The 21,205-nt window shown below is 63.4% G+C and carries 13 protein-coding genes and 1 pseudogene; 8 read left to right on the top strand and 6 right to left on the bottom strand.

Annotation, left to right across the window (positions count from 1 at the left end; translation table 11 throughout):
• The first annotated feature begins 143 nt into the window (after nucleotides 1-143).
• The 3 genes from AC07W0_RS03565 (at nucleotide 144) to dapA (ending at nucleotide 2,980) form a co-directional block, all read left to right on the top strand.
• Nucleotides 144-1,070, top strand: coding sequence for a LysR family transcriptional regulator (locus AC07W0_RS03565; protein WP_102617024.1), 927 nt, complete (start codon nucleotides 144-146; stop codon nucleotides 1,068-1,070).
• Nucleotides 1,071-1,282: 212 nt separating this feature from the next.
• Nucleotides 1,283-1,765 carry a VOC family protein gene (locus AC07W0_RS03560; protein WP_017846413.1) on the top strand — a complete coding sequence of 161 codons (483 nt, stop codon included), beginning with the start codon at nucleotides 1,283-1,285 and terminating at the stop codon, nucleotides 1,763-1,765.
• Nucleotides 1,766-2,128: 363 nt separating this feature from the next.
• Complete coding sequence (dapA, locus tag AC07W0_RS03555) at nucleotides 2,129-2,980, top strand: 4-hydroxy-tetrahydrodipicolinate synthase (protein WP_102617023.1); 852 nt, start codon at nucleotides 2,129-2,131, stop codon at nucleotides 2,978-2,980.
• Here dapA and AC07W0_RS03550 read toward each other — a convergent pair.
• Together AC07W0_RS03550 and atzF are read right to left on the bottom strand one after the other, a co-directional pair.
• A complete protein-coding gene (locus AC07W0_RS03550) occupies nucleotides 2,955-3,689 on the bottom strand; it encodes a GntR family transcriptional regulator (RefSeq protein WP_102617022.1) in 735 nt (244 codons plus the stop codon). The genes dapA and AC07W0_RS03550 overlap by 26 nt on opposite strands.
• A 2-nt stretch (nucleotides 3,690-3,691) precedes the next feature.
• Nucleotides 3,692-5,488: an allophanate hydrolase gene (gene atzF / locus AC07W0_RS03545; RefSeq protein ID WP_102617021.1), complete on the bottom strand. Its 1,797-nt coding sequence runs from the start codon at nucleotides 5,486-5,488 to the stop codon at nucleotides 3,692-3,694.
• A 256-nt stretch (nucleotides 5,489-5,744) separates the two neighbouring features.
• Between atzF and AC07W0_RS03540 the strand changes: the two genes are divergently transcribed.
• Both AC07W0_RS03540 and AC07W0_RS03535 read left to right on the top strand, forming a co-directional pair.
• Nucleotides 5,745-7,121, top strand: a complete 1,377-nt coding sequence (locus AC07W0_RS03540) for a pyridoxal-phosphate dependent enzyme (protein ID WP_102617020.1) — start codon at nucleotides 5,745-5,747, stop codon at nucleotides 7,119-7,121.
• The gene (locus tag AC07W0_RS03535) at nucleotides 7,118-8,284 is read left to right on the top strand and encodes a cystathionine gamma-synthase (RefSeq protein WP_046486027.1); all 1,167 of its coding nucleotides are present in this window, start codon (nucleotides 7,118-7,120) and stop codon (nucleotides 8,282-8,284) included. The genes AC07W0_RS03540 and AC07W0_RS03535 overlap by 4 nt, the downstream gene beginning before the upstream one ends.
• Nucleotides 8,285-8,577: 293 nt before the next feature.
• Here AC07W0_RS03535 and AC07W0_RS03530 read toward each other — a convergent pair whose 3' ends face one another.
• Complete coding sequence (locus AC07W0_RS03530; RefSeq protein ID WP_102617019.1) at nucleotides 8,578-10,776, bottom strand: OsmC domain/YcaO domain-containing protein; 2,199 nt, start codon at nucleotides 10,774-10,776, stop codon at nucleotides 8,578-8,580.
• Nucleotides 10,777-10,989: 213 nt separating this feature from the next.
• Here AC07W0_RS03530 and AC07W0_RS03525 point away from each other — a divergent pair.
• Nucleotides 10,990-11,262, top strand: a pseudogene (locus AC07W0_RS03525) (PAS domain-containing protein); the annotation flags it as partial.
• A gap of 252 nt (nucleotides 11,263-11,514) precedes the next feature.
• Entirely contained in the window at nucleotides 11,515-12,555 is a 1,041-nt protein-coding gene (locus AC07W0_RS03520; protein WP_411567472.1) for a methyl-accepting chemotaxis protein, read from the top strand.
• Between the two features lie 74 nt (nucleotides 12,556-12,629).
• Here AC07W0_RS03520 and nirD read toward each other — a convergent pair whose 3' ends face one another.
• Nucleotides 12,630-12,992 carry a nitrite reductase small subunit NirD gene (gene nirD / locus AC07W0_RS03515; protein WP_017846422.1) on the bottom strand — a complete coding sequence of 121 codons (363 nt, stop codon included), beginning with the start codon at nucleotides 12,990-12,992 and terminating at the stop codon, nucleotides 12,630-12,632.
• The gene (gene nirB / locus AC07W0_RS03510) at nucleotides 12,992-15,553 is read right to left on the bottom strand and encodes a nitrite reductase large subunit NirB (RefSeq protein WP_102617017.1); all 2,562 of its coding nucleotides are present in this window, start codon (nucleotides 15,551-15,553) and stop codon (nucleotides 12,992-12,994) included. The genes nirD and nirB overlap by 1 nt, the downstream gene beginning before the upstream one ends.
• A gap of 517 nt (nucleotides 15,554-16,070) precedes the next feature.
• Here nirB and AC07W0_RS03505 point away from each other — a divergent pair.
• Nucleotides 16,071-20,126, top strand: coding sequence for a bifunctional nitrate reductase/sulfite reductase flavoprotein subunit alpha (locus AC07W0_RS03505; protein WP_102617016.1), 4,056 nt, complete (start codon nucleotides 16,071-16,073; stop codon nucleotides 20,124-20,126).
• Nucleotides 20,127-20,244: 118 nt separating this feature from the next.
• Here the strand turns inward: AC07W0_RS03505 and AC07W0_RS03500 are convergent, their stop codons facing one another.
• Nucleotides 20,245-21,153 carry a LysR substrate-binding domain-containing protein gene (locus AC07W0_RS03500; protein ID WP_102617015.1) on the bottom strand — a complete coding sequence of 303 codons (909 nt, stop codon included), beginning with the start codon at nucleotides 21,151-21,153 and terminating at the stop codon, nucleotides 20,245-20,247.
• Between the last annotated feature and the right edge of the window lie 52 nt (nucleotides 21,154-21,205).

The raw sequence follows: 21,205 nt of genomic DNA, 5'->3' as shown, positions 1-21,205 counted from the left end.
GGTGCCTCCATCAATGGGTCAAAGCCGACCCGGAACTAACGATGCAGAGACTGTATGGACTTGTACCTGGGCGATAAACAGGCAACCCTAGCTAGCACTGTTTGTAAAATCCAAACAATCCAATCGAGAGCGGGGGGTTAGCAATGGACCGTTTTGATGCGATGCAGGCGTTTGCTCGCGTGGTGGAAGCTGGCAGCTTCACCAAAGCGGCCGAAACACTGCACATGAGCAAGACCACCGTGACACAACTGGTACAGCAGTTGGAGGCACGGTTGCGGGTTAAATTGCTTAACCGCACCACGCGCAAAGTCAACGTCACGGCCGACGGTGCAGTCTATTACGAGCGAGTGTTACGACTGCTGGCCGACATGGACGACGCCGAGACCAGCCTGTCCGGCGCCTCGACGCTGCCCAGGGGGCGATTGCGAGTGGATGTGCCAAGCCCCCTGGCCAGCATGATTCTAGTCCCCGCATTGCCCGAGTTTTACCTGCGCTACCCGGACATCCAGATCGACATGGGCGTCAGCGACCGGATCGTGGATATGATCGGTGAGAACATCGATTGCGTGGTGCGCGGCGGCGAGATAAAGGATCAGTCGCTGATGGCCCGGAAGGTTGGCGACCTCCAGCTTGGCGTTTTCGCCGCACCGAGCTACCTGGCCCGCGTCGGTATCCCCGCGCATCCGCGGGAGCTGGAAGATTCGCAACACCGTATCGTCGGCTTCTTGTGGGCGCGCACCGGTAAAGCCCTGCCCTACTCCATGCGCAACCACGCTGAGAGCCTCCAGGTCAAAGGCCGCTATGCGCTGGCAGTCGACGATGGCAACGCCTACCTCGCGGCCGGCCTGGCCGGGCTGGGTGTGCTTTGGCTGCCCAAGTACATGTCCACGACCTACGAAGCACGCGGCGAATTGGTGCCCCTGTTCAAGGACTGGCGTCTCGATCCGATGCCGATCTACGTGGCATTTCCGCCGAACCGGCATATCAGCATCAAGGTGCGCGTGTTCATCGACTGGGTCGCGGAGCTGATGGCGCAGCATGCGCCTGTCAGCGAGCAACGTGATTCGTGACGGTGGCGTTGGGGGCGCGCAGACGTTTTGCTCATCTGCGCGTTCTTCGTCCTTGACGATCGGCTTGAGAGAATCGTGGGTGTTGCTGGCCCCAGCATGCTGATTCTGTATGCGGCCTCTGTCGGCGAGGCCGCTGTACTCGGTTCGCAACACCGCATCCGCCCTTCACCCTGATCTAAACTCCACACACCCATTCACCGTGGAGACCGAACATGAACAACAAAAACACCCTGTGCCTCTGGTACAACGGCACCGCCCTGGACGCTGCGACGTTTTATGCCAAGACCTTCCCGGACAGTGCGGTGAAGGCGTTACACCGCGCGCCGGGGGATTATCCCGCAGGTAAACAGGGCGACATTCTGACCGTCGAGTTCACCGTGCTGGGCATCCCGTGTCTCGGCCTGAATGGCGGTCCGGCATTCCCGCACACCGAGGCGTTTTCCTTTCAGGTGGCTACCGATGACCAGGCCGAGACTGATCGGCTGTGGAACGCCATCATCGACAACGGTGGCCAGGCCAGTGCCTGCGGTTGGTGCAAGGACAAGTGGGGCCTGTCGTGGCAAATCACGCCGCGTGTGTTGTCGGCCGCCGTGACCCATGCCGACCCGGCGACGGCCAAGCGAGCCTTCGAGGCGATGATGACCATGACCAAGATCGACATTGCCGCGATTGAGGCCGCAGTGGCTAATCCCTGACTGACAACGATCGTTTCACCGCCCAGGCACCGTTCAAGTGCCTGGGCCGTGCAACCTGCCGGTAACTACGCAGGGCTTGACACATTTACTCACACCCCCTGAAGATGGAGCCCTCATTCAGGGTGTGTCAGCTCATGCTTGCAACGTCTTTCGTTAACCTTTCCGTCATTGGCTTGATCGCCAAGGCGCAAGGTTGCGTTGCGCGCGCCCTCAAATCGAAGAAACAGTCGCTCATGTGACCGGGGCGCGCTGTCCCGTCAGATGAGCTGACAGGACATTGAGCGCGACGGACACCCTGCCCTTGCACAATTCCTTCTGCCCTTCTGACGGTGACTTAATCGGTCAATCATCAGGAGAGAGTGCATGTCAGCGTTTCAAGGTATCTGGGTTCCCGTGGTCACGCCGTTTCAGGACGGCGCCATCGACTTTATCGGCCTGCGCCGGCTGGTCGAGCATCTGCTGGAAAAGCACGTGGCCGGGATCATGGTCTGCACCACCACGGGCGAAGCCGCGGCGTTGAGCCGCCAGGAACAACTGGCGGTGCTGGATGCGGTGTTGCAGTGGGTGCCGGCGCACCGCGTGGTGATGGGCCTGGCGGGATATAACCAGATTGAACTGTTGCAGTTCCAGGGCGAAATCCTCAAACGCCCGGTGGCCGGTCTGTTGGTGCCGGCGCCCAGCTATATCCGTCCGTCCCAGAGCGGCCTTGAAGCGTTCTTCCGCACGGTGGCCGACGCCTCCGGCGTGCCGATCATTCTCTATGACATTCCCTATCGCACCGGCGCGACCTTCGAACAGGCCACGCTGCTGAACATCGTCGCCCATCCGCGCATCGTCGCGGTCAAGGACTGTGGCGGCAACCTGGGCAATACCCTGGCGCTGCTGGCCAGTGGGGCGGTGGATGTGCTGTGTGGCGAGGACATCCAGATCTTTAACGCGTTGTGCCTTGGCGCCACTGGGGCGATCGCAGCGTCGGCACATTTACACACCGAGCGGTTCGTGGCGCTGTGGCAGCAGGTGCGGGATAACCAGTTGAGCGAGGCGCGGCAGACGTTTTTCCAGTTGCTGCCGTTGATCGATACGTTGTTTATGGAGCCCAACCCGGCACCGGTCAAGGCGGCGCTGGCCTTGCAGGGGCTGATCGGCAGTGAATTGCGCGCACCGATGCAGCGGGCCGGCGATGCCACCGTCAGCCGTCTGCAAGCGTTGCTGTGAAGCCGGTTGATTGAGTGTCCCGCGCCACCTGCAACCGGTGCAACGTGATGTTGCGCACCTGCTGCTTGCTCAGTTCGATATGCCGCTTGAGCAGCTGCTGCGCCTCTTCACCGCGCCGTTGCAGGATAGCGTCGAGTATCTGCGCGTGTTCTTCGTAGGTCGCCGCGATCCGCGAAGCCTGGGTAAAGTCGAGCCGGCGGATGATGCGAATTTTTTCCGTAATGGCGTAGTGCATGCGCGCCATTTCGCGGTTGCCGGTGGCTTCCACCAAGGCGCAGTGAAAGCGCTCGTCCAGCGCGGACACCACCTGGGTGTCCTGCTGGCGTTCGCCCTCCTCCACCTGCCAGATCGCCTGCAACCCTTGCAACAGCGCAGGGCGCGGTTCATCCATCAGGCATAAACGGTTGACCGCCGCCAGTTCCAGAATGATCCGCAGGTCATACAGCTCTTCGAAGTAGGTGAAGTCGAACGGTTTCACCTGCCAGCCACTGCGGAAGTACACCTCCAGGTAACCTTCCTTCTCCAGACGATAGAGCGCCTGACGCACCGGGGTGCGGCTGACGTTCATGCGCTCGGCCACTTCGCCTTCGCTGAAGCGGTCGCCCGGCAGCAGGCGAAAGTCGAAGATATCCGCCTTGAGCTGCGCGTAGATGCGTTCGGCCAGGCTGTCGGGGCGCGCCTTGGGATTTTTCAGGGTTGAGCCCGGCATGCTTAGCCCCGGCTCGCGATAAAGGCGCGCCAGCCGCCGAATTCGGTGATATCGAGCGCATCGGCCAGGGCCCAGGGTTCGCAGATAAAGCCTTTGACGTTGCGCCCGTCGGTCAGGCTCAGGTTGCCGATGCCCAACGGTGCGGGGACTTCAGCGACGAACTCGCCAAAGCGGGCGATGGGCATGTCCCACAGCTCGACGATGATCGAGCGGCCACTGTCCGCCCTGGCCAGCCCCGGCTTGGGCGGCACCGTGCCCGGTAGCGCGTAGAGTCGATAGCTGTCGGCGGTCAGCGTTTGCTCCACCAGCACCGCATTGCGCGTGGTCAGTTGGAAATTCAGCGGCATGCCGCTCAGGTGCGCGCCGACCACCGCCAGGCGCACGCTGCCGGGCGCGGGGGTTGGTGCGGCCGGTGCGGGCAACTCGCGCGCGGTGGCGCCCAGCGGCAGGCCGAGGCCGGCTTGCCAGCGCTTGCCCAAATGGGCCAGGGCCGTGTCGTGCCAGGCCGGCGCCAACAAGGTGATGCCGCTGGGCAAGCCATCTGCGCGCAGGCCGGCGGGCAGCGCCAGCGCGCACAGGTCCGCCAGGTTGGTGAAGTTGGTGTAATAGCCGAATTGCGAGTTGTAGCGCACCGGCTCCAGCGCCATCTCGGCCTGGGTGCGAATCGTCGGCGAGGTCGGCACCAGTAATGCGTCGAAGCCCGCCAGCGTGTCGTTGATGCGCCGGCTCAGGTCGGCGCGCAGGTATTCGGCTTTGTAGGCGTCGCAGGCGCTGTACTCAAGCCCGTTTTCGACGATGCCGCGCACCACCGGGTTGATCGCGTCCGGCTGCTGTTCAAGCATGCTGTGCAGGGCGACCGTGCGTTCGGCGACCCATGGGCCGAAATACAACTGGTCCGCCAGCGCCTTGAACGGGCTGAAATCCACCGGGGTGATCTGCGCACCCAACGCCTTGAAGCGCTCGACGGCCTGCTCGAATACGGCCTGGTTCTGGGTATCGCCGAAGAACTCCAGGGTCACCGGAATGGCGAGTTTGATCGCACGCCCCACCGCCACCGGCGCGGTATGGGGGTTGGCGCGGGAATAGGCGTCACTCGCGTCGTAGCCTTCGGCCACTTGCGCCACGGATTCGGCGTCTTCCACGGTCAGGGCAAACACCGAGATGCAATCCACCGTGCGGCACGCAGGCACCAGGCCGGTATTGGACAGGCGGCCTTTGCTGGGTTTTAACCCGACGATATTGTTGAACCCCGCCGGCACCCGACCGGAGCCGGCGGTGTCGGTGCCCAGGGAGAACGCCACCAAACCCCGGGCGACCACCGAGGCGGAACCGGAGCTGGAACCGCCGCTGACATAAGCCGGATTGAAGCTGTTGGCCACCGCGCCATACGGCGAGCGGGTGCCCACCAGGCCGGTGGCGAACTGATCGAGGTTGGTCTTGCCCATCAGGATCGCACCGGCCGCACGCAGCTTGGCGACGACGCTCGCATCCGACGCCGGGGCGTAGGCAAATTCCGGACACGCCGCCGTGGTCTCCCAACCGGCCGCGTCGATGTTGTCCTTGATCGCAAACGGCACGCCGTACAACGGCAACTGGGTCATATCGCCACCGACCGCCGCCAGCCGCTCGCTCAATTGCGCCAACTGCGCCGTCAGTTGTTCAGGCCGCGCGCGGGCGATCCAGGCGTTGTCGGCGGCGGCGTATTGCGCGGCCAGGGTCAGCACGATGTCCGGGGTGATCGTCCCGTTGCGATAGGCCTCACGCCATTCGCCGAGGGTCCAGCCGATAACGCTCTGCATAAGGGCCTCCATCTTGTATCCAAGTTTGGATTTGTTTCTAGCAAACCCCAGGCCAGCTGCGCACACCCAACGATTTCGCGGGTTCGCGCCCAGGCGGCGCGGCAAGACTGCCCACCGATGGCGCACCGAGCCTTCGCTCATGCGCCAAAAAAAGACAGCCGGCCGACCGCGCAGTTGCGACCCGTGCAATAGCGGCCTATGTTCCAAGCCACGCTTTGCCGTTTGCTGTCCCCCCACCCTACACCCAGGTGACGACATGCCCACGCTTGCCCGCCCCGCCGTGCTTGAACTGATCGGCAACACTCCGCTGGTGCGGATCAGCCGCTTCGACACCGGCCCCTGCACGCTGTTTCTCAAACTCGAATCGCAAAACCCCGGCGGCTCGATCAAGGATCGCATCGGCGTGGCGATGATCGACGCCGCCGAGCGCGACGGCCGCCTGCGCGTCGGCGGCACGATTGTCGAAGCCACCGCCGGCAACACCGGGCTGGGCCTGGCGCTGGTGGGCCGGGCGAAAGGCTACCGGGTGGTGCTGGTGGTGCCCGACAAGATGTCCACCGAAAAGGTGCTGCACCTCAAGGCCATGGGCGCCGAAGTGCATATCACCCGCTCCGATGTCGGCAAAGGCCACCCCGAGTACTATCAGGACGTGGCTGCGCGCCTGGCCAAGGACATCCCGGGCTCGTTCTTCGCCGACCAGTTCAATAACCCGGCCAACCCGCTCGCCCACGAAACCAGCACCGCGCCGGAGCTCTGGGCGCAGACCGAGCATGACCTCGACGCGATTGTGGTCGGCGTCGGTTCGGCCGGCACGCTCACCGGGCTGACGCGCTTCTTCAAGCGGGTGCAGCCGGCGCTGGAGATGGTGCTGGCCGACCCCGTCGGTTCGGTGATGGCCGAATACAGCCGCAGCGGCACCCTGGTCACCCCGGGTTCCTGGGCGGTGGAAGGCATCGGCGAAGACTTCGTCCCCTCGATTGCCGACCTGTCCAGCGTGCGCCACGCCTATTCCATCAGCGATGAAGAGAGCTTCGACCACGCCCGCCAGTTGCTCAAGGCCGAAGGCATTCTCGGCGGCTCGTCCACCGGCACCCTGCTCGCCGCAGCCTTGCGCTATTGCCGCGCACAGACCGCGCCCAAGCGCGTGGTCAGCTTCGTCTGCGACACCGGCACGCGTTACCTGTCGAAGGTCTACAACGACCAATGGATGAGCGACGCGGGCTTGCTGCACTACAAGCACTACGGCGACCTGCGCGACCTGATCGCCCGGCGCTTCGAAGACGGCCGCGTGATCAGCGTCAGCCCCGACGACACCCTGCTCACGGCCTTCCAGCGCATGCGCCTGGCCGATGTCTCGCAATTGCCGGTGCTGGTGAACGGCCAGGCACTGGTGGGTGTGATCGACGAATCCGACATCCTGCTGGGCCTGCACCACGACGCCGCGGACTTTTCCATGATCGTCGCCAGCGCCATGACCGAAACCGTACACACGCTCGACCCCAGCGCCAGCCTCGCCGAGTTGCAGGCGGAGCTGGATCGCGGCCTGGTCGCCATCATCGCCGACGCGTCGGGCTTCCATGGCCTGATCACCCGTGTCGACCTGCTCAATCACCTGCGGAGATCCCTTGCATGAGTCAGCCCGATAAAAGCGCGTTTGCCACCCGTGTGATCCACGCCGGGCAATCGCCCGACCCGACCACCGGCGCGCTGATGCCGCCGATCTACGCCAATTCCACCTACCGGCAAGACAGCCCCGGCGTACACAAGGGCTTCGATTATGGCCGCTCCCACAACCCCACGCGGTTCGCCCTGGAGCGCTGCGTGGCCGACCTGGAAGGCGGCCGCCAGGCGTTTGCCTTTGCCTCGGGGCTGGCGGCGATTTCCACCGTGCTGGAGTTGCTGGATGCCGGCAGCCATGTCGTCTCCGGCAACGACCTGTATGGCGGCACCTTCCGCCTGTTCGACAAGGTGCGCCAACGCAGCGCCGGGCACCGTTTCAGTTTTGTCGATTTGAGCGATGTGCAGGCGTTTGAAGCCGCGTTGCAGGACGACACGCGCATGGTCTGGGTCGAGACGCCCAGCAACCCGCTGCTGAGCCTGACCGACCTCAGCGCCATCGCGCGCATCTGCCGCGCCCGCGGCATCCTCTGCGTGGCCGACAACACCTTCGCCAGCCCGTGGATCCAGCGCCCGCTGGAGCTGGGTTGCGACATCGTGGTGCATTCCACCACCAAATACCTCAATGGCCACTCCGACGTGATCGGCGGCATCGCAATTGTCGGCGACAACCCCGAACTGGCCGAGCGCTTGGGCTTCCTGCAGAACTCGGTCGGCGCCATCACCGGGCCGTTCGACGCCTTCCTGACCCTGCGCGGCGTGAAAACCCTGGCCCTGCGCATGGAGCGCCATTGCAGCAATGCACTGGACCTGGCGAGCTGGCTCGAACACCAACCGCAGGTGGCGCGGGTTCACTACCCGGGCCTGGTCTCACACCCCCAGCACGCCCTGGCACGTCGGCAGATGCGCGGGTTTGGCGGGATGATTTCGGTGGTATTGAACAGCGACCTGGCCGGCGCCAGGCGTTTCCTGGAACACGTCAAACTCTTCGCCCTGGCCGAAAGCCTCGGCGGCGTGGAAAGTCTGATCGAACACCCGGCGATCATGACCCATGCCAGCATCCCGGCAGCGACGCGGGCGCAATTGGGCATTGGCGATGGGTTGGTGCGGTTGTCGGTGGGGATCGAGGACGTGGAGGACTTGCGCGCGGACCTCGCGCAAGCGTTGGCACATATCTAATGTGGGAGGGGGCTTGCCCCCGATAGCGGTGGGCCAGTCTCCTGACTCAGTGACTGACAGATTGCTATCGGGGGCAAGCCCCCTCCCACACTGGATACTGCGTCAGGCTGACATGATGTTGGCCCGCGTGCCGTGCAGTTTTTGCAGACGCCTCGTAGTCTGCCAGTTCCATCTTAATGTGGGAGGGGCGGTGCGACGATTCGACTTGCCCCCGATAGCGGTGGCCAGTCTCCTGATTCAGTGACTGACAGATTGCTATCGGGGGCAAGCCCCCTCCCACACTGGATGCTGCGTCAGGCTGACGTGATGTTGGCCCGCGCGCTATGCAGTTTTTTATAGCTCTCGATCAAGCGCAGATGCCGGTCCAGCCCTTCCAGCTTCATGCTGGTCGGCGTCAATCCATAAAAGCGCACACTGCCGTTGACCGAGCCGATCACCGCATCCATCCGCTCGTTACCGAACATCCGCCGGAAGTTGGCCTCGTAGTCCGCCAATTCCAGGTCTTCATCCAGTTCCATCTCCAGCACCGCGTTCACCGCCTGGTAGAACAGGCCGCGCTCGACGGTGTTGTCGTTGTACTGCAGGAACATTTCCACCGCTTCCTTCGCTTCCTCGTATTGCTGCAGGGCGAGGTAGATCAGCAGCTTCAATTCGAGGATGGTCAGTTGGCCCCAGGCGGTGTTGTCGTCGAACTCGATACCGATCAAGGTGGTGATATCGGTGTAGTCGTCCAGTTCGCTTTCCACCAGGCGTTCGGCCAGGGCCTTGAGTTGCGCGTCATCCAGGCGATGCAGGTTGAGGATGTCGGCGCGGAAAAACAGCGCTTTGTTGGTGTTGTCCCAGATCAGGTCGTCCACCGGATAGATTTCCGAGTAGTCCGGAACCAGGATGCGGCAGGCGGTGGCACCGAGGTGCTCATACACCGCCATGTACGACTCCTTGCCCATGTTCTCGAGAATGCCGAACAGCGTCGCGGCTTCTTCGGCGTTGGAGTTTTCGCCCTGGCCGGAGAAGTCCCACTCGACGAATTCGTAATCCGAGCGGGCACTGAAGAAGCGCCACGAGACCACGCCGCTGGAGTCGATGAAGTGCTCGACGAAGTTGTTCGGCTCGGTCACCGCGTGACCTTCGAACGTCGGCTGCGGCAGATCGTTCAGGCCTTCGAAACTGCGGCCTTGGAGCAATTCAGTCAGGCTACGTTCCAGCGCCACTTCCAGGCTCGGGTGCGCGCCGAACGAGGCAAACACACCGCCGGTACGCGGGTTCATCAAGGTCACGCACATCACCGGGAACTCGCCGCCCAGCGAGGCATCCTTGACCAGCACCGGGAAGCCCTGGGCTTCCAGCCCCTGGATCCCGGCCAGAATACTCGGGTACTTGGCCAGCACGTCAGCCGGCACATCCGGCAGGGCGAATTCACCTTCGATGATTTCACGCTTGACCGCCCGCTCGAAGATCTCCGACAGGCACTGCACCTGGGCTTCGGCCAGGGTGTTGCCGGCGCTCATGCCATTGCTCAGGTACAGGTTTTCGATCAGGTTGGACGGGAAATACACCACCTCGCCGTCCGACTGGCGCACAAACGGCAGTGCCACAATCCCGCGGTCTTCATTGCCCGAGTTGGTGTCGAACAGGTGCGAGCCACGCAACTCGCCGTCGCGGTTGTAGATGTTCAGGCAGTAGGCGTCGAGGATTTCCGCTGGCAGTTCATCCTTGCGCCCAGGCTGGAACCAGCGCTCGTCCGGGTAATGCACGAACGGTGCATTGGCCAGTTCTTCGCCCCAGAACTGATCGTTATAGAAGAAGTTGCAGTTGAGGCGCTCGATGAACTCGCCCAACGCCGAGGCCAGCGCGCTTTCCTTGGTCGCGCCCTTGCCGTTGGTGAAGCACATCGGCGAATGGGCATCGCGGATATGCAGCGACCACACGTTCGGCACGATATTGCGCCACGAGGCGATCTCGATCTTCATGCCCAGGCCCGCCAGGATGCCCGACATGTTGGCGATGGTCTGCTCCAGCGGCAGGTCCTTGCCCACGATGTAGGTGCCCGCCTCGGAAGTGGAATTGGGCATCAACAGGGCCTGGGCGTCGGCGTCGAGGTTTTCCACCTCTTCGATCACGAATTCAGGGCCGGCCTGTACCACTTTCTTCACCGTGCAACGGTCAATAGAGCGCAAGATGCCTTGGCGATCCTTGTCGGAGATATCTGCCGGCAACTCCACCTGGATCTTGAAAATCTGGTTGTAGCGGTTTTCCGGGTCGACAATGTTGTTCTGCGACAACCGGATATTGTCCGTGGGGATATTGCGTGTCTCGCAGTACAACTTCACGAAGTACGCCGCACACAATGCCGACGAAGCCAGGAAGTAATCGAATGGCCCCGGCGCCGACCCGTCGCCTTTATAGCGAATCGGTTGATCGGCGATCACCGTGAAGTCATCGAACTTGGCTTCAAGTCGAAGGTTGTCGAGAAAGTTAACCTTAATTTCCATACGGGATTACCAAAATAGCGAACTTCAAATTGGCCGCCATTATCCGGTATTTGCGTTTGAAGTCTTGTGCTTTCGCGTTTCGGCCGCCGACTGACAGGACTGAATACCTGATTTAGACCGGTGAAATGTTGCTGTTTGAGATTGTCAGACAATCGGTCTTCAACTTATCTGAATACTTGCCGATGTCCTACAGGCAATTCTGGGAGTAGTCGAATGCGCAATAACCAACCCGTGACACAGCGCGAGATTTCCCTCGCGCCTTCGCAGAAGCTCATCTCCGCAACTGATGTTAACGGGATGATCACTTACTGCAACGATGCTTTTGTCGATATCAGTGGTTTTGAACGCGCCGACTTGATCGGCGCCCCGCAGAATATCGTGCGCCATCCCGACGTCCCCTCAGCCGTTTTTTCCCATATGTGGTGCGCGCTCAAGCAAGGCCTGCCGTGGATGGGTATCGTCAAGAATCGCTCGAAAAACGGCGACCATTATTGGGTCAATGCTTACGTTACACCGATCTTCGAAGGCAGCCGCGTGGTGGGCTTCGAGTCGGTACGGGTCAAGCCGAGCGCCGATGAAATCCGACGTGCCCAGGCGCTTTACCGGCGTTTGAGCCAGAACAAATCGGCGGTTTCGCGCCGGGACAGTTGGCTGTCGACGTTATTCGACAGCGTGCCCTACGTCGCCTCCGGGCTTGCCGGCGCCGTGGGCGGGCTGTTCCTCAGTGCGCCGCTGGCCATGGCCGTGGCGGTAGCCGTTGCGGTGCCCGTGAGCATGATCGGCGCGCAGGTGCGTCGGCGTGCAACGTTACGCTTGCTTTCGGGCATCGAGCCGTCGACCTCGGATGCGCTGATTGCGCAGATGTACAGCGATGAACGCGGCCCCCAGGGCCGCCTGGAAACCGCGTTCCTCAGCCAGAACGCCCGGTTGAAGACCTGCCTCACCCGCCTGCAGGACAGTGCCGAGCAGCTCAACGCGCTGGCCGGGCAATCCAACCGACTGGCCACGGCCAGTTCGACCGGCCTTGACCGTCAACGCGTCGAAACCGAGCAGGTCTCGGCCGCCGTCAACCAGATGGCCGCAACCACCCAGGAAGTCGCCAGCCACGTGCAGCGCACCGCGGATGCCACCCAGCAAGCCAACGTGCTGACCGGGCGTGGCCGCGAGGTGGCCCGCGATACCCGCGAAGCCATCGAGCGCCTCTCCGCCGTGGTCGGCGAAACCGGTGTCACCGTGGCGCAGTTGGCCCGCGACAGCGACGAAATCGGCACTGTCGTCGACGTGATCAAAGGCATCGCCGACCAGACCAACCTGCTGGCCCTCAACGCCGCGATCGAGGCGGCGCGTGCCGGGGATATGGGCCGCGGCTTTGCCGTAGTCGCCGACGAAGTCCGCCAATTGGCGCAACGCACGTCGCACTCCACCACCCAGATCCATGACTTGATCACCAAGCTCCAGGCATCGTCCAGCAACGCTGTACAAAGCATGGAACACGGCCAGCGCCAGGCGCAGGAAGGCGTGGCCCGGGTACTTGAGGCCGACCAGGCGCTGGTCGGCATCAGCGAAGCGGTGTCCCACATCACCGAGATGACCACCCAGATCGCCGCCGCCACCGAAGAACAAAGCGCGGTGGCCGAAGAGATCAGTCGCAACATCACCACCATCGCCGAACTGGCCGACCAGACGTCGGTCCAGGCCCATCAATCCGCGGACCTGAGCAAGGAACTGACCCACACCGCGTCCACCCAATACGCACTGGTTGAACGCTTCAACCGCTGACGGCGGATATGCACGCGCCCATTCTCCACATGCCGCAGGCAGCTGGAGGATGGGCGCCTTCGGCCGACCTCGCCTCAACTCACCCCCAACTCCACCACCCCCGCATTCAACCGCACCGGCCATACCCGCAAGCGCTGCTGCGGTGCCTCCAGGCATTGGCCGTCCGCCAGACGGTAATGCTGTTTGTAGATCGGCGCAGCCACCACCAGATCGCCCTTGATACTGCCGACCAGCCCGCGGCCGATCACGTTCGCGCCGGATTCCGGGTCATGGTTGTCGATGGCGTAGAGGGTCTGGTCCGGCGCGTCCGGCAGGTAGAACAGCGCGACTTGCGCGCCGTCGTACCACACCACCACGCCGGAATTGTTCACCAGGTCGCTTTCGCTGCACACGCTTTTCCAGGTGGCAAGGTTACGCAAAGTGTTGGACTGGCTCATCAGGCAAGCTCCTCGATGACGGGAATCAGGTTGAGTTCGGCGGCCATGATCGGCCGGCGCTGGCCGCGTTCGTGGACAAAATGGATGTCCGGATCCGGGCGTTTGTCGTTGACGAAGGTGCGGAAGCGTTTGAGTTTTTCCGGGTCTTTGAGGGCGTTGGCCCATTCGCATTCGTACCGGTCGACCACCAGTTGCATTTGCGCTTCGAGTTCGGCGCCCAGGCCCAGGCTGTCGTCGAGGATCACGTCCTTGAGGAAACCCAGGCCGCCTTCCAGGCTTTCACGCCACACCGAGGTGCGTTGCAATTTGTCGGCCGTGCGGATGTAGAACATCAGGAAGCGGTCGATGTAGCGGATCAGCGTGGCGTCATCCAGGTCGGTCGCGAACAGCTCGGCGTGGCGTGGGCGCATGCCGCCGTTACCGGCGATGTAGAGGTTCCAGCCCTTCTCTGTGGCGATCACACCGACGTCTTTGCTTTGCGCTTCGGCGCATTCGCGGGTGCAGCCGGACACCGCGAACTTGAGCTTGTGCGGCGAACGCAGGCCCTTGTAGCGGTCCTCGATCAGCAGCGCCATTTTCACGCTGTCCTGCACGCCGTAGCGGCACCAGGTACTGCCGACGCACGACTTCACCGTGCGCGTGGATTTGCCGTAGGCGTGCCCGGTTTCAAACCCGGCGTCGATCAGCTCGGCCCAGATGTCCGGCAGCTCATGCAGTTGCGCGCCAAACAGGTCGATACGCTGGCCGCCGGTGATCTTGGTGTAGAGCTGGTATTTCTGCGCGACCACACCGATGGCGATGAGTTTTTCCGCGGTGATTTCGCCGCCCGGAATACGCGGCACCACCGAATAGGTGCCGTTCTTCTGCATATTGGCCATGAACGTGTCGTTGGTGTCCTGCAACGGCACCAGCGAGGCGTCCATGATCGGTTGGTTCCAGCACGACGCCAGGATCGAGCCCACCGCTGGTTTGCATACATCGCAACCGGTGTGGCCACGGCCGTGCTTGGCCAGCAACTCTTCGAAGGTGATCACCCCTTCCACGCGTACCAGCGCATACAACTCCTGACGGGTGTAGGCGAAGTGTTCGCACAGGCTCTTGTCGACGCTGACGCCACGGGCGACCAGTTCATGCTCGAACACCTGCTTGAGCAAACCGGCGCAGCCGCCGCAACCGGTGCAGGCCTTGGTCTGCGCCTTGAGCAGGCCGAGGTCGGCGCAACCGCTGTCGATGGCCGCGCAAATCGAACCTTTGGTGACGTTATGGCAGGAACAGACGGTGGCCGACTCCGGCAACGCGCCAGGGCCGAGGCTCGGTGCGCCGGCGGACGACGGCAAGATCAGGCCGGCCGGTTCGGACGGCAACGCAATGCCGTTCTGCATGTACTGCAGCAAGGTGTCGTAATAGCTGTTGTCGCCGACCAGCACCGCGCCGATCACCTGCTTGCCGCTGGCGTCCACCACCAGGCGCCGGTAGCTGGCGCTAGCCTCGTCGATGAACTGGTAGCTGCGCGCACCGGGTGTGTGTGCATGGGCGTCGCCGATGGACCCCACGTCCACCCCCAGCAGTTTGAGTTTGGTCGACATGTCCGCGCCGACAAAGGGCTCGGCGGTCTGCCCGCACAACAGGGCGGCCACCCCTCGGGCCATCTGGTAACCCGGCGCGACCAGGCCGAACAGACTGCCGTTCCACGACGCACACTCGCCGATCGCGTAGATGTCCGGGTCGCTGCTCAGGCATTCATCGTTGATCACCACCCCGCCGCGCGGGCCGATCTCCAGGCCGGCCTGGCGGGCCAGTGCGTCCTGGGCGCGGATGCCAGCGGAGAACACGATCAGATCAGTTTCCAGAAATTCGTCATTGGCAAAGTTCATGCGATAGCGGTACTGCTCGCCCGCGCTGATCGATTGAGTGGCGCGGGACAAATGCACGCCCACGCCCAGGCGCTCGATCTGCGCCTTGAGCGCCAGCCCGCCGAAGTCATCCAGTTGCACCGGCATCAAGCGCGGCGCGAACTCCACCACATGGGCTTCAAGGCCCAGGCTTTTCAGGGCGTTGGCGGCTTCCAGGCCGAGCAGGCCACCGCCGACCACCACGCCACGCCGCGCATTCGCGGCGGCGCCACGGATGGCATCGAGGTCTTCAAGGGTGCGGTAGACCAGCCGCGAATCGCCTTGCGCGCCGTTGATCGGCGGCACAAACGGGTAAGAGCCGGTTGCCAGGACCAATTTGTCATACGCCACGCTGCCTGTGGCGGTGATCACCTCACGGCGGGCGCGGTCGATTTCCAGTACCGGCGCCCCCAGGTGCAGGGTCACGCCCGGCGTCTGGTACAGCGAAGCGTGCGACAACGCCAGCGACTCGGCATCACGGCCAGTGAAGTATTCGGACAAATGCACGCGGTCATAGGCACGCATCGGCTCTTCGCTGAACACATGCAGGCGATAGTGCTCCAGGGCGCCGCGCTCGATCAGTTGCGCCACACAATGATGGCCGACCATGCCATTGCCGACGACGATCAGGGTTTTCAGCTGTTTCAGACTGGCGAGAGTGGAATTCATATCAAGCACCCGACAAAGCTCATCACGGTTTAAAAAGCAAAAAAAAACGCCTGAAACCTTGCGGTTCCAGGCGTCTTTGCCTGTTCTGATGCGGGGTCGACCCGGACGTCTTCGCCGGTTCTACCGCTGGTGCCCATGACCTGTATGGCCTGTCGATCGTCGTTGACCGAGGTGGGTTGTACAGTGTGCTTGCAGGCTCTGTGCCAACCAGCCGCCATGCCCGTCGCAAAGGCTGCAAACGGTGCTCAACCCTGCCAGACACCGCTGGTTGTGCCTCCAACTGGTGCGCTCCGGCGTCATAAAAGTGCATTTCTGCGCGTGACGGGCCCGCGCTGGGGGCAACCAGGCCCGTCACAGCGGCGTGTGAAAAACCTGGCGCGTGACTTGCTAGGAATACGCATACCAAGCAGTCAACGCAGACTGCCACTCACGACAAAGGCGCCGTGTAATCCCCGTTTCCAACGGAGGGTTGCAGGGCGTTTTTTTATGGGCGGCAGAAATGATCCGAGGGTTACCGATGGCAAACCAAAGTGTACGCAGCGTGTGTCCTTATTGTGGCGTGGGCTGCGGCATCGTCATGCAGGTCGAGCACAACCGCGTGGTCAAGGTGATCGGCGACAAGGCCCACCCCACCAACGCCGGCCGGCTCTGCACCAAAGGCACCACCTGCGGGCAAGCCATCGCCGAGTCCGGCCGCATGGAAAACGCCTACCTGCGCCAGGCGCGGGAGCATGACCCGGTGCGGATCGGCATGGACAAGGCCATCAGCGAGACCGCCGGCCGCTTGCGCGCCATCCTCGACCGCGATGGCCCGGACGCCCTGGCGTTCTACGTGTCCGGGCAGATGTCGCTGGAAGCCCAGTACCTGATCAACAAATTGGCCAAGGGCTTTGTGCGGACCGCGCATATCGAATCCAACTCACGCCTGTGCATGGCCAGCGCCGGCAGCGGTTACAAACTATCCCTCGGTGCCGACGGGCCGCCCGGCTCGTATGAAGACTTCGACCGCGCCGACCTGTTCTTCGTGATCGGCGCCAACATGGCCGACTGTCACCCGATCCTGTTCCTGCGCATGATGGACCGGGTCAAGGCCGGCGCCAGACTGATCGTGGTCGACCCGCGGCGCAGCGCCACGGCCGACAAGGCCAACCTGTTCCTGCCGATCAAGCCGGGCACCGACCTCGCGCTGCTCAACGGTTTGCTGCACCTGCTGGTGAAAAACGGGCACACCGACCCGGCCTTTATCGCCGCGTTCACCGAAGGCTGGGAGGCCATGCCCAGCTTTCTGGAAGACTACCCGCCGCAGCGGGTCGCCGAACTGACCGGACTGGCCGAAGCCGACATCCGCCAAGCCGCCGACTGGATCGGCCAGGCCGCCGAGTGGATGAGCTGCTGGACCATGGGCCTCAACCAAAGCACCCACGGCACCTGGAACACCAACGCGCTGTGCAACCTGCACCTGGCCACCGGCGCGATCTGCCGCCCCGGCAGCGGGCCGTTCTCCCTGACCGGGCAACCCAACGCCATGGGCGGTCGTGAAATGGGCTACATGGGCCCCGGCCTGCCTGGGCAGCGCTCGGTGCTGGTCGACGCCGACCGCGCATTTATCGAAGCACTGTGGGATCTGCCCGCCGACAGCCTGCCGCGCCAGGCCGGCAGTGGCACCGTGGGCATGTTCGAACAAATGGCGGCCGGGCAGATCAAAGCCTGCTGGATCATCTGCACCAATCCGGTGGCCAGCGCGCCCAATCGCCAGACCGTGATCGAAGCGCTGCAAAGCGCCGAACTGGTGATCACCCAGGATGCGTTCCTCGATACCGAGACCAATCGCTACGCCGACATCCTCTTGCCCGGCGCGCTGTGGGCCGAAGCCGAAGGGGTGATGATCAACTCCGAGCGCAACCTGACCCTGATGCAAAAAGCCGTGGAGCCACCCGGCGAGTCGCTGGCCGACTGGCAGATCATCGCCAGGGTCGCGTGCGAAATGGGCTTCGCCGACGCCTTCACGTATGCGTCCGCCGCCGAGGTGTTCGACGAGATCAAGCGCGCCTGGAACCCCGCCACCGGCTACGACATCCGCGGCGCCAGCCATGCGCGCCTGCGCGAACGACCGCTGCAATGGCCGTGCGCGTCGATTGAGGCCGCAGAGCGCAACCCGATCCGCTACTTGAACAACGGCATCAACCAGCCCCTCAAGACCGACGCCGACGGCCGCCAGCCGACGATCGTTTTCGCCACCGAACACGGCAAAGCCCGGTTTTTCCCGCGCCCACACCTGTCCCCGGCGGAAATGCCCGATGAAGCGTTCCCGTTCGTGCTCAACACCGGCCGCCTGCAACACCAGTGGCACACCCTGACCAAGACCGGCAAGGTCGCCACGCTGAACAAACTCAACCCCGGCCCTTTCGTGGAAATCCACCCCGACGACGCTGCCAGCCTGGGCATCAAGCACAAAGACCCGGTCGAGGTGCGCTCACGACGCGGCCGCGCCGTGCTGCCCGCGGTGATCAGTGACCGTGTGCGGGCGGGCAACTGTTTTGCGCCGTTTCACTGGAACGATGTGTTCGGCGACAACCTGGCGATCAACGCCGTGACCCATGACGCGGTCGACCCGATTTCGCTGCAGCCCGAGTTCAAGTTCTGTGCGGTCGCCCTGCAACGGGTCGAGCTGATCGAGCACCAGTTCCTCGATGTATCGGCACCGGCCGCCCACCCCGTTTCCCCCTTAACAGAGGAACTCGCCATGTCGCGCCTCGACGCCTTCGCCGACCTGGTCGGCATCCGCAACCTGCCGTCGCCGTCATTGAGCGACAATGAGCGCACCTACCTCGCCGGTTTTCTCAGTGGCCTGCAATCCAGTGCTGCGCGCCAGGCCAGCGGTGTTCCGACGCTGCCGGCGAATGCGCCCGTGGCCAGGGACGCGCGGCTGTGGCTGGACGGCCTGTTGGGCGGTTTGTTCAGCCGCACCGAGGCCAGCGCCGTGGCACCGGCGCCCGCTGCCGACACCCCGGTCGTCACCTTGCTGTGGGCCTCGCAAACCGGCAACGCCGAAGCCTTGGCCGAGCGCTTTGCCCAACGCCTGCGCGCCGACGGCATCGCGGTGGAGCTGAGCGCAATGGCGGACTTCCCCGCGAGCAAACTGGCGCACACGCAGAACCTCGCGCTGATCAGCAGCACCTTCGGCGACGGCGACCCGCCGGACAACGGCGAAGGTTTCTGGCACAGCCTGACCCTCGCCGAAACCCGCCTGGAGTCGCTGCGCTTCGCGGTACTGGCGTTGGGCGATCCCAACTACGACCAGTTCTGCCAGCACGGCAAACAACTCGACCGGCGCCTGCTCGAATTGGGCGCCACGCGCCTGCTGGAGCGCGTCGACTGCGATACCGAATTCGAAGAGCGCGCCGATGCCTGGTTCACACAGTTCCTACATACCCTCAACCCGGCAACGCCCGTCGCGCTCGCCACGCCGAGCGGCAAATCCAAGCCTCATGCGTCACGGTTGCTGCTCAACCTGCACCTGAACCAGCAAAGCCCGCACAAGGAAACCCGCCAGTTCTCCCTGGACCTGGCGGACTCCGCGCTGACCTACGAAGCCGGCGACGCCCTGGGAGTGATGCCACGCAACTGCCCGGAACTGGTCAGCGAGTTGCTCGAGCTGACGCGCCTGGGTTCCAGTACCTGCGTAAACATCGACAGACTCGGCGACGTGCCGCTGCACCAGGCCCTGACCGAGCACTTTGAAATTGCCCGGCCCAACAGCGAGACCCTGGCCTTCATTGCCGCGCGCAGCGCCAAGCCAGGCCTGAAACACCTGCTCGAACCTGAGCGCAAAGCCGAACTGAAAGACTGGCTGTGGGGCCGGCAACTGGCGGACGTGCTGCACGAATACCCCATCGACTGCTCGGCGGACGAACTGCTCGGCACGCTCAAGCGCCTGCAACCGCGCTTGTATTCGATCGCGTCCAGCGCCAAGGCGCACCCGCGTGAAGTCCACCTCACCGTGGCGGCTGTGCGCTACGGCAAGCGCAAGGGCGTGTCGTCCACCTTCCTCGCCGACCGTGCCGGCAACGGCGAAGTGCCGGTGTTCGTGCAGCCCTCCAAGCACTTCCGGCTTCCCGCCGACGGCGATGTGCCGATCATCATGATCGGTCCCGGCACCGGTGTGGCGCCCTTCCGCGCGTTTTTGCAGGAACGTCGGGCCCTGGGGCATCAGGGCCGCAACTGGCTGTTTTTCGGTGAGCAACATGCGGCGAGCGATTTTTACTACCAGGATGAACTGCAGGGCATGCAGCGCGACGGTTTGCTCAGCCACCTGAGCCTGGCGTTTTCCCGCGACCAGGCGCAGAAGATCTACGTGCAGGATCGCATCCGCGAACACGGCGCCGAGCTGTGGCGCTGGCTGCAGGAAGGTGCGCAGTTGTATATCTGTGGGGATGCCAGCCACATGGCCAAGGATGTCGACCAGGCCCTGCGCCAGGTTGCCCATCGCCACGGCGGGCTGGGCGTCGAGAGCGCCGTCGATTACTGGCGGCGGATGAGTGAGCAGAAGCGTTACTTGCGCGATGTCTACTGAGCCGTGACAGAACGGTCACGCCACTTCAGTGTCGGCGTGACCGATGACATCAGCGCTGAAATCCCGCGTGTAGAACGCCAATATTGCCACCTGGGTGGCGGGAGCGGCTTCGCTCCAGTCAGCCCTCATCCTGCAGTTGCGCCTCAAGCCAGGCCAACAGCGCCGTCACCTCGGGGCGGCTCTCGCCTCCCTGCTGCCGGTACACCGAGAGCGCCTGCGGTAAATGCACACTCTCGACACACGGCCTTACCAGCGCCCCGCTTTCAATCAGCCGGCTCGCGGTGCGCCGCCAGCCCATGGCGATCCCATGCCCTTCGACAGCGGCCTGGAGCATCAGCGGGTAGCTGTCGAACGAGGCGCTGCGCGCGTCGCTGGCCAGCGTCTGACCGAACACCTGCAACCAGCTGTCCCACTCCATCAAATGGGGCGGCTCGGAGCTGTGGTGCAAAAACGTACAGGGCTGCAGCTCGCTGAGGTGCAGCGGTTGCTCCGCACTCAGGTAGGCCGGGCTGCATACCGGGAACACCTCATCGGAGGCAGTGAACATGAGCGGATGCGAACCGCTGGCGCGCCGCGTGCTTTGCAGGGCCACGTCGAAGTGATCGTTGTATTCGGTGAGTGGCCGGGTGGACGTCACCACTTGGATTTCGATGGCCGGGTATTGCTGGTGGAAGCTCGACAGCCGCGGCATCAGCCAATAAAACGCTTCGCACAACTGACAGAGCAGGACCACACGGTTGCGCCGGGGCGACGCGCGTAGCGTGGCGGCGCCCTCGCTGATGCGGTGCAGTGCCTGGCTGACCACCCGCGCCAGTTCATGCCCCTCTTGCGTGAGAAACACCGCGCGATTGCGCCGACAGAACAGCTTCACCCCCAGGTTGCCCTCAAGCCCGCGAATCTGCCGACTGACGGCGGCTTGGGTGATGTGCAGTTCATCGGCGGCCTTGGAGAAACTCTCCAGACGCGCCGCCGCCTCGAAGGGCAGCAAGCTGGCGAGCGGCGGTAAGGTCTTGCCGAGTGTATTCATAATCTGAGGTTATGCATCCAGGACCGAGAACTCGTTTGTAGCACAGCCCCAC

Source organism: Pseudomonas sp. GW704-F2 (assembly GCF_059423025.1).
The sequence above is the reverse complement of the archived record's forward strand: the minus strand, read 5'-3'. Positions and strand labels throughout refer to the sequence as shown.

Excerpts from the sequence above, each read along its gene's own strand:
- AC07W0_RS03565 (WP_102617024.1), top strand. The coding sequence starts at position 144 with ATGGACCGTTTTGATGCGATGCAGGCGTTTGCTCGCGTGGTGGAAGCT.
- AC07W0_RS03560 (WP_017846413.1), top strand. The coding sequence starts at position 1,283 with ATGAACAACAAAAACACCCTGTGCCTCTGGTACAACGGCACCGCCCTG.
- dapA (WP_102617023.1), top strand. The coding sequence starts at position 2,129 with ATGTCAGCGTTTCAAGGTATCTGGGTTCCCGTGGTCACGCCGTTTCAG.
- AC07W0_RS03550 (WP_102617022.1), bottom strand. The coding sequence starts at position 3,689 with ATGCCGGGCTCAACCCTGAAAAATCCCAAGGCGCGCCCCGACAGCCTG.
- atzF (WP_102617021.1), bottom strand. The coding sequence starts at position 5,488 with ATGCAGAGCGTTATCGGCTGGACCCTCGGCGAATGGCGTGAGGCCTAT.
- AC07W0_RS03540 (WP_102617020.1), top strand. The coding sequence starts at position 5,745 with ATGCCCACGCTTGCCCGCCCCGCCGTGCTTGAACTGATCGGCAACACT.
- AC07W0_RS03535 (WP_046486027.1), top strand. The coding sequence starts at position 7,118 with ATGAGTCAGCCCGATAAAAGCGCGTTTGCCACCCGTGTGATCCACGCC.
- AC07W0_RS03530 (WP_102617019.1), bottom strand. The coding sequence starts at position 10,776 with ATGGAAATTAAGGTTAACTTTCTCGACAACCTTCGACTTGAAGCCAAG.
- AC07W0_RS03520 (WP_411567472.1), top strand. The coding sequence starts at position 11,515 with ATGGCCGTGGCGGTAGCCGTTGCGGTGCCCGTGAGCATGATCGGCGCG.
- nirD (WP_017846422.1), bottom strand. The coding sequence starts at position 12,992 with ATGAGCCAGTCCAACACTTTGCGTAACCTTGCCACCTGGAAAAGCGTG.
- nirB (WP_102617017.1), bottom strand. The coding sequence starts at position 15,553 with ATGAATTCCACTCTCGCCAGTCTGAAACAGCTGAAAACCCTGATCGTC.
- AC07W0_RS03505 (WP_102617016.1), top strand. The coding sequence starts at position 16,071 with ATGGCAAACCAAAGTGTACGCAGCGTGTGTCCTTATTGTGGCGTGGGC.
- AC07W0_RS03500 (WP_102617015.1), bottom strand. The coding sequence starts at position 21,153 with ATGAATACACTCGGCAAGACCTTACCGCCGCTCGCCAGCTTGCTGCCC.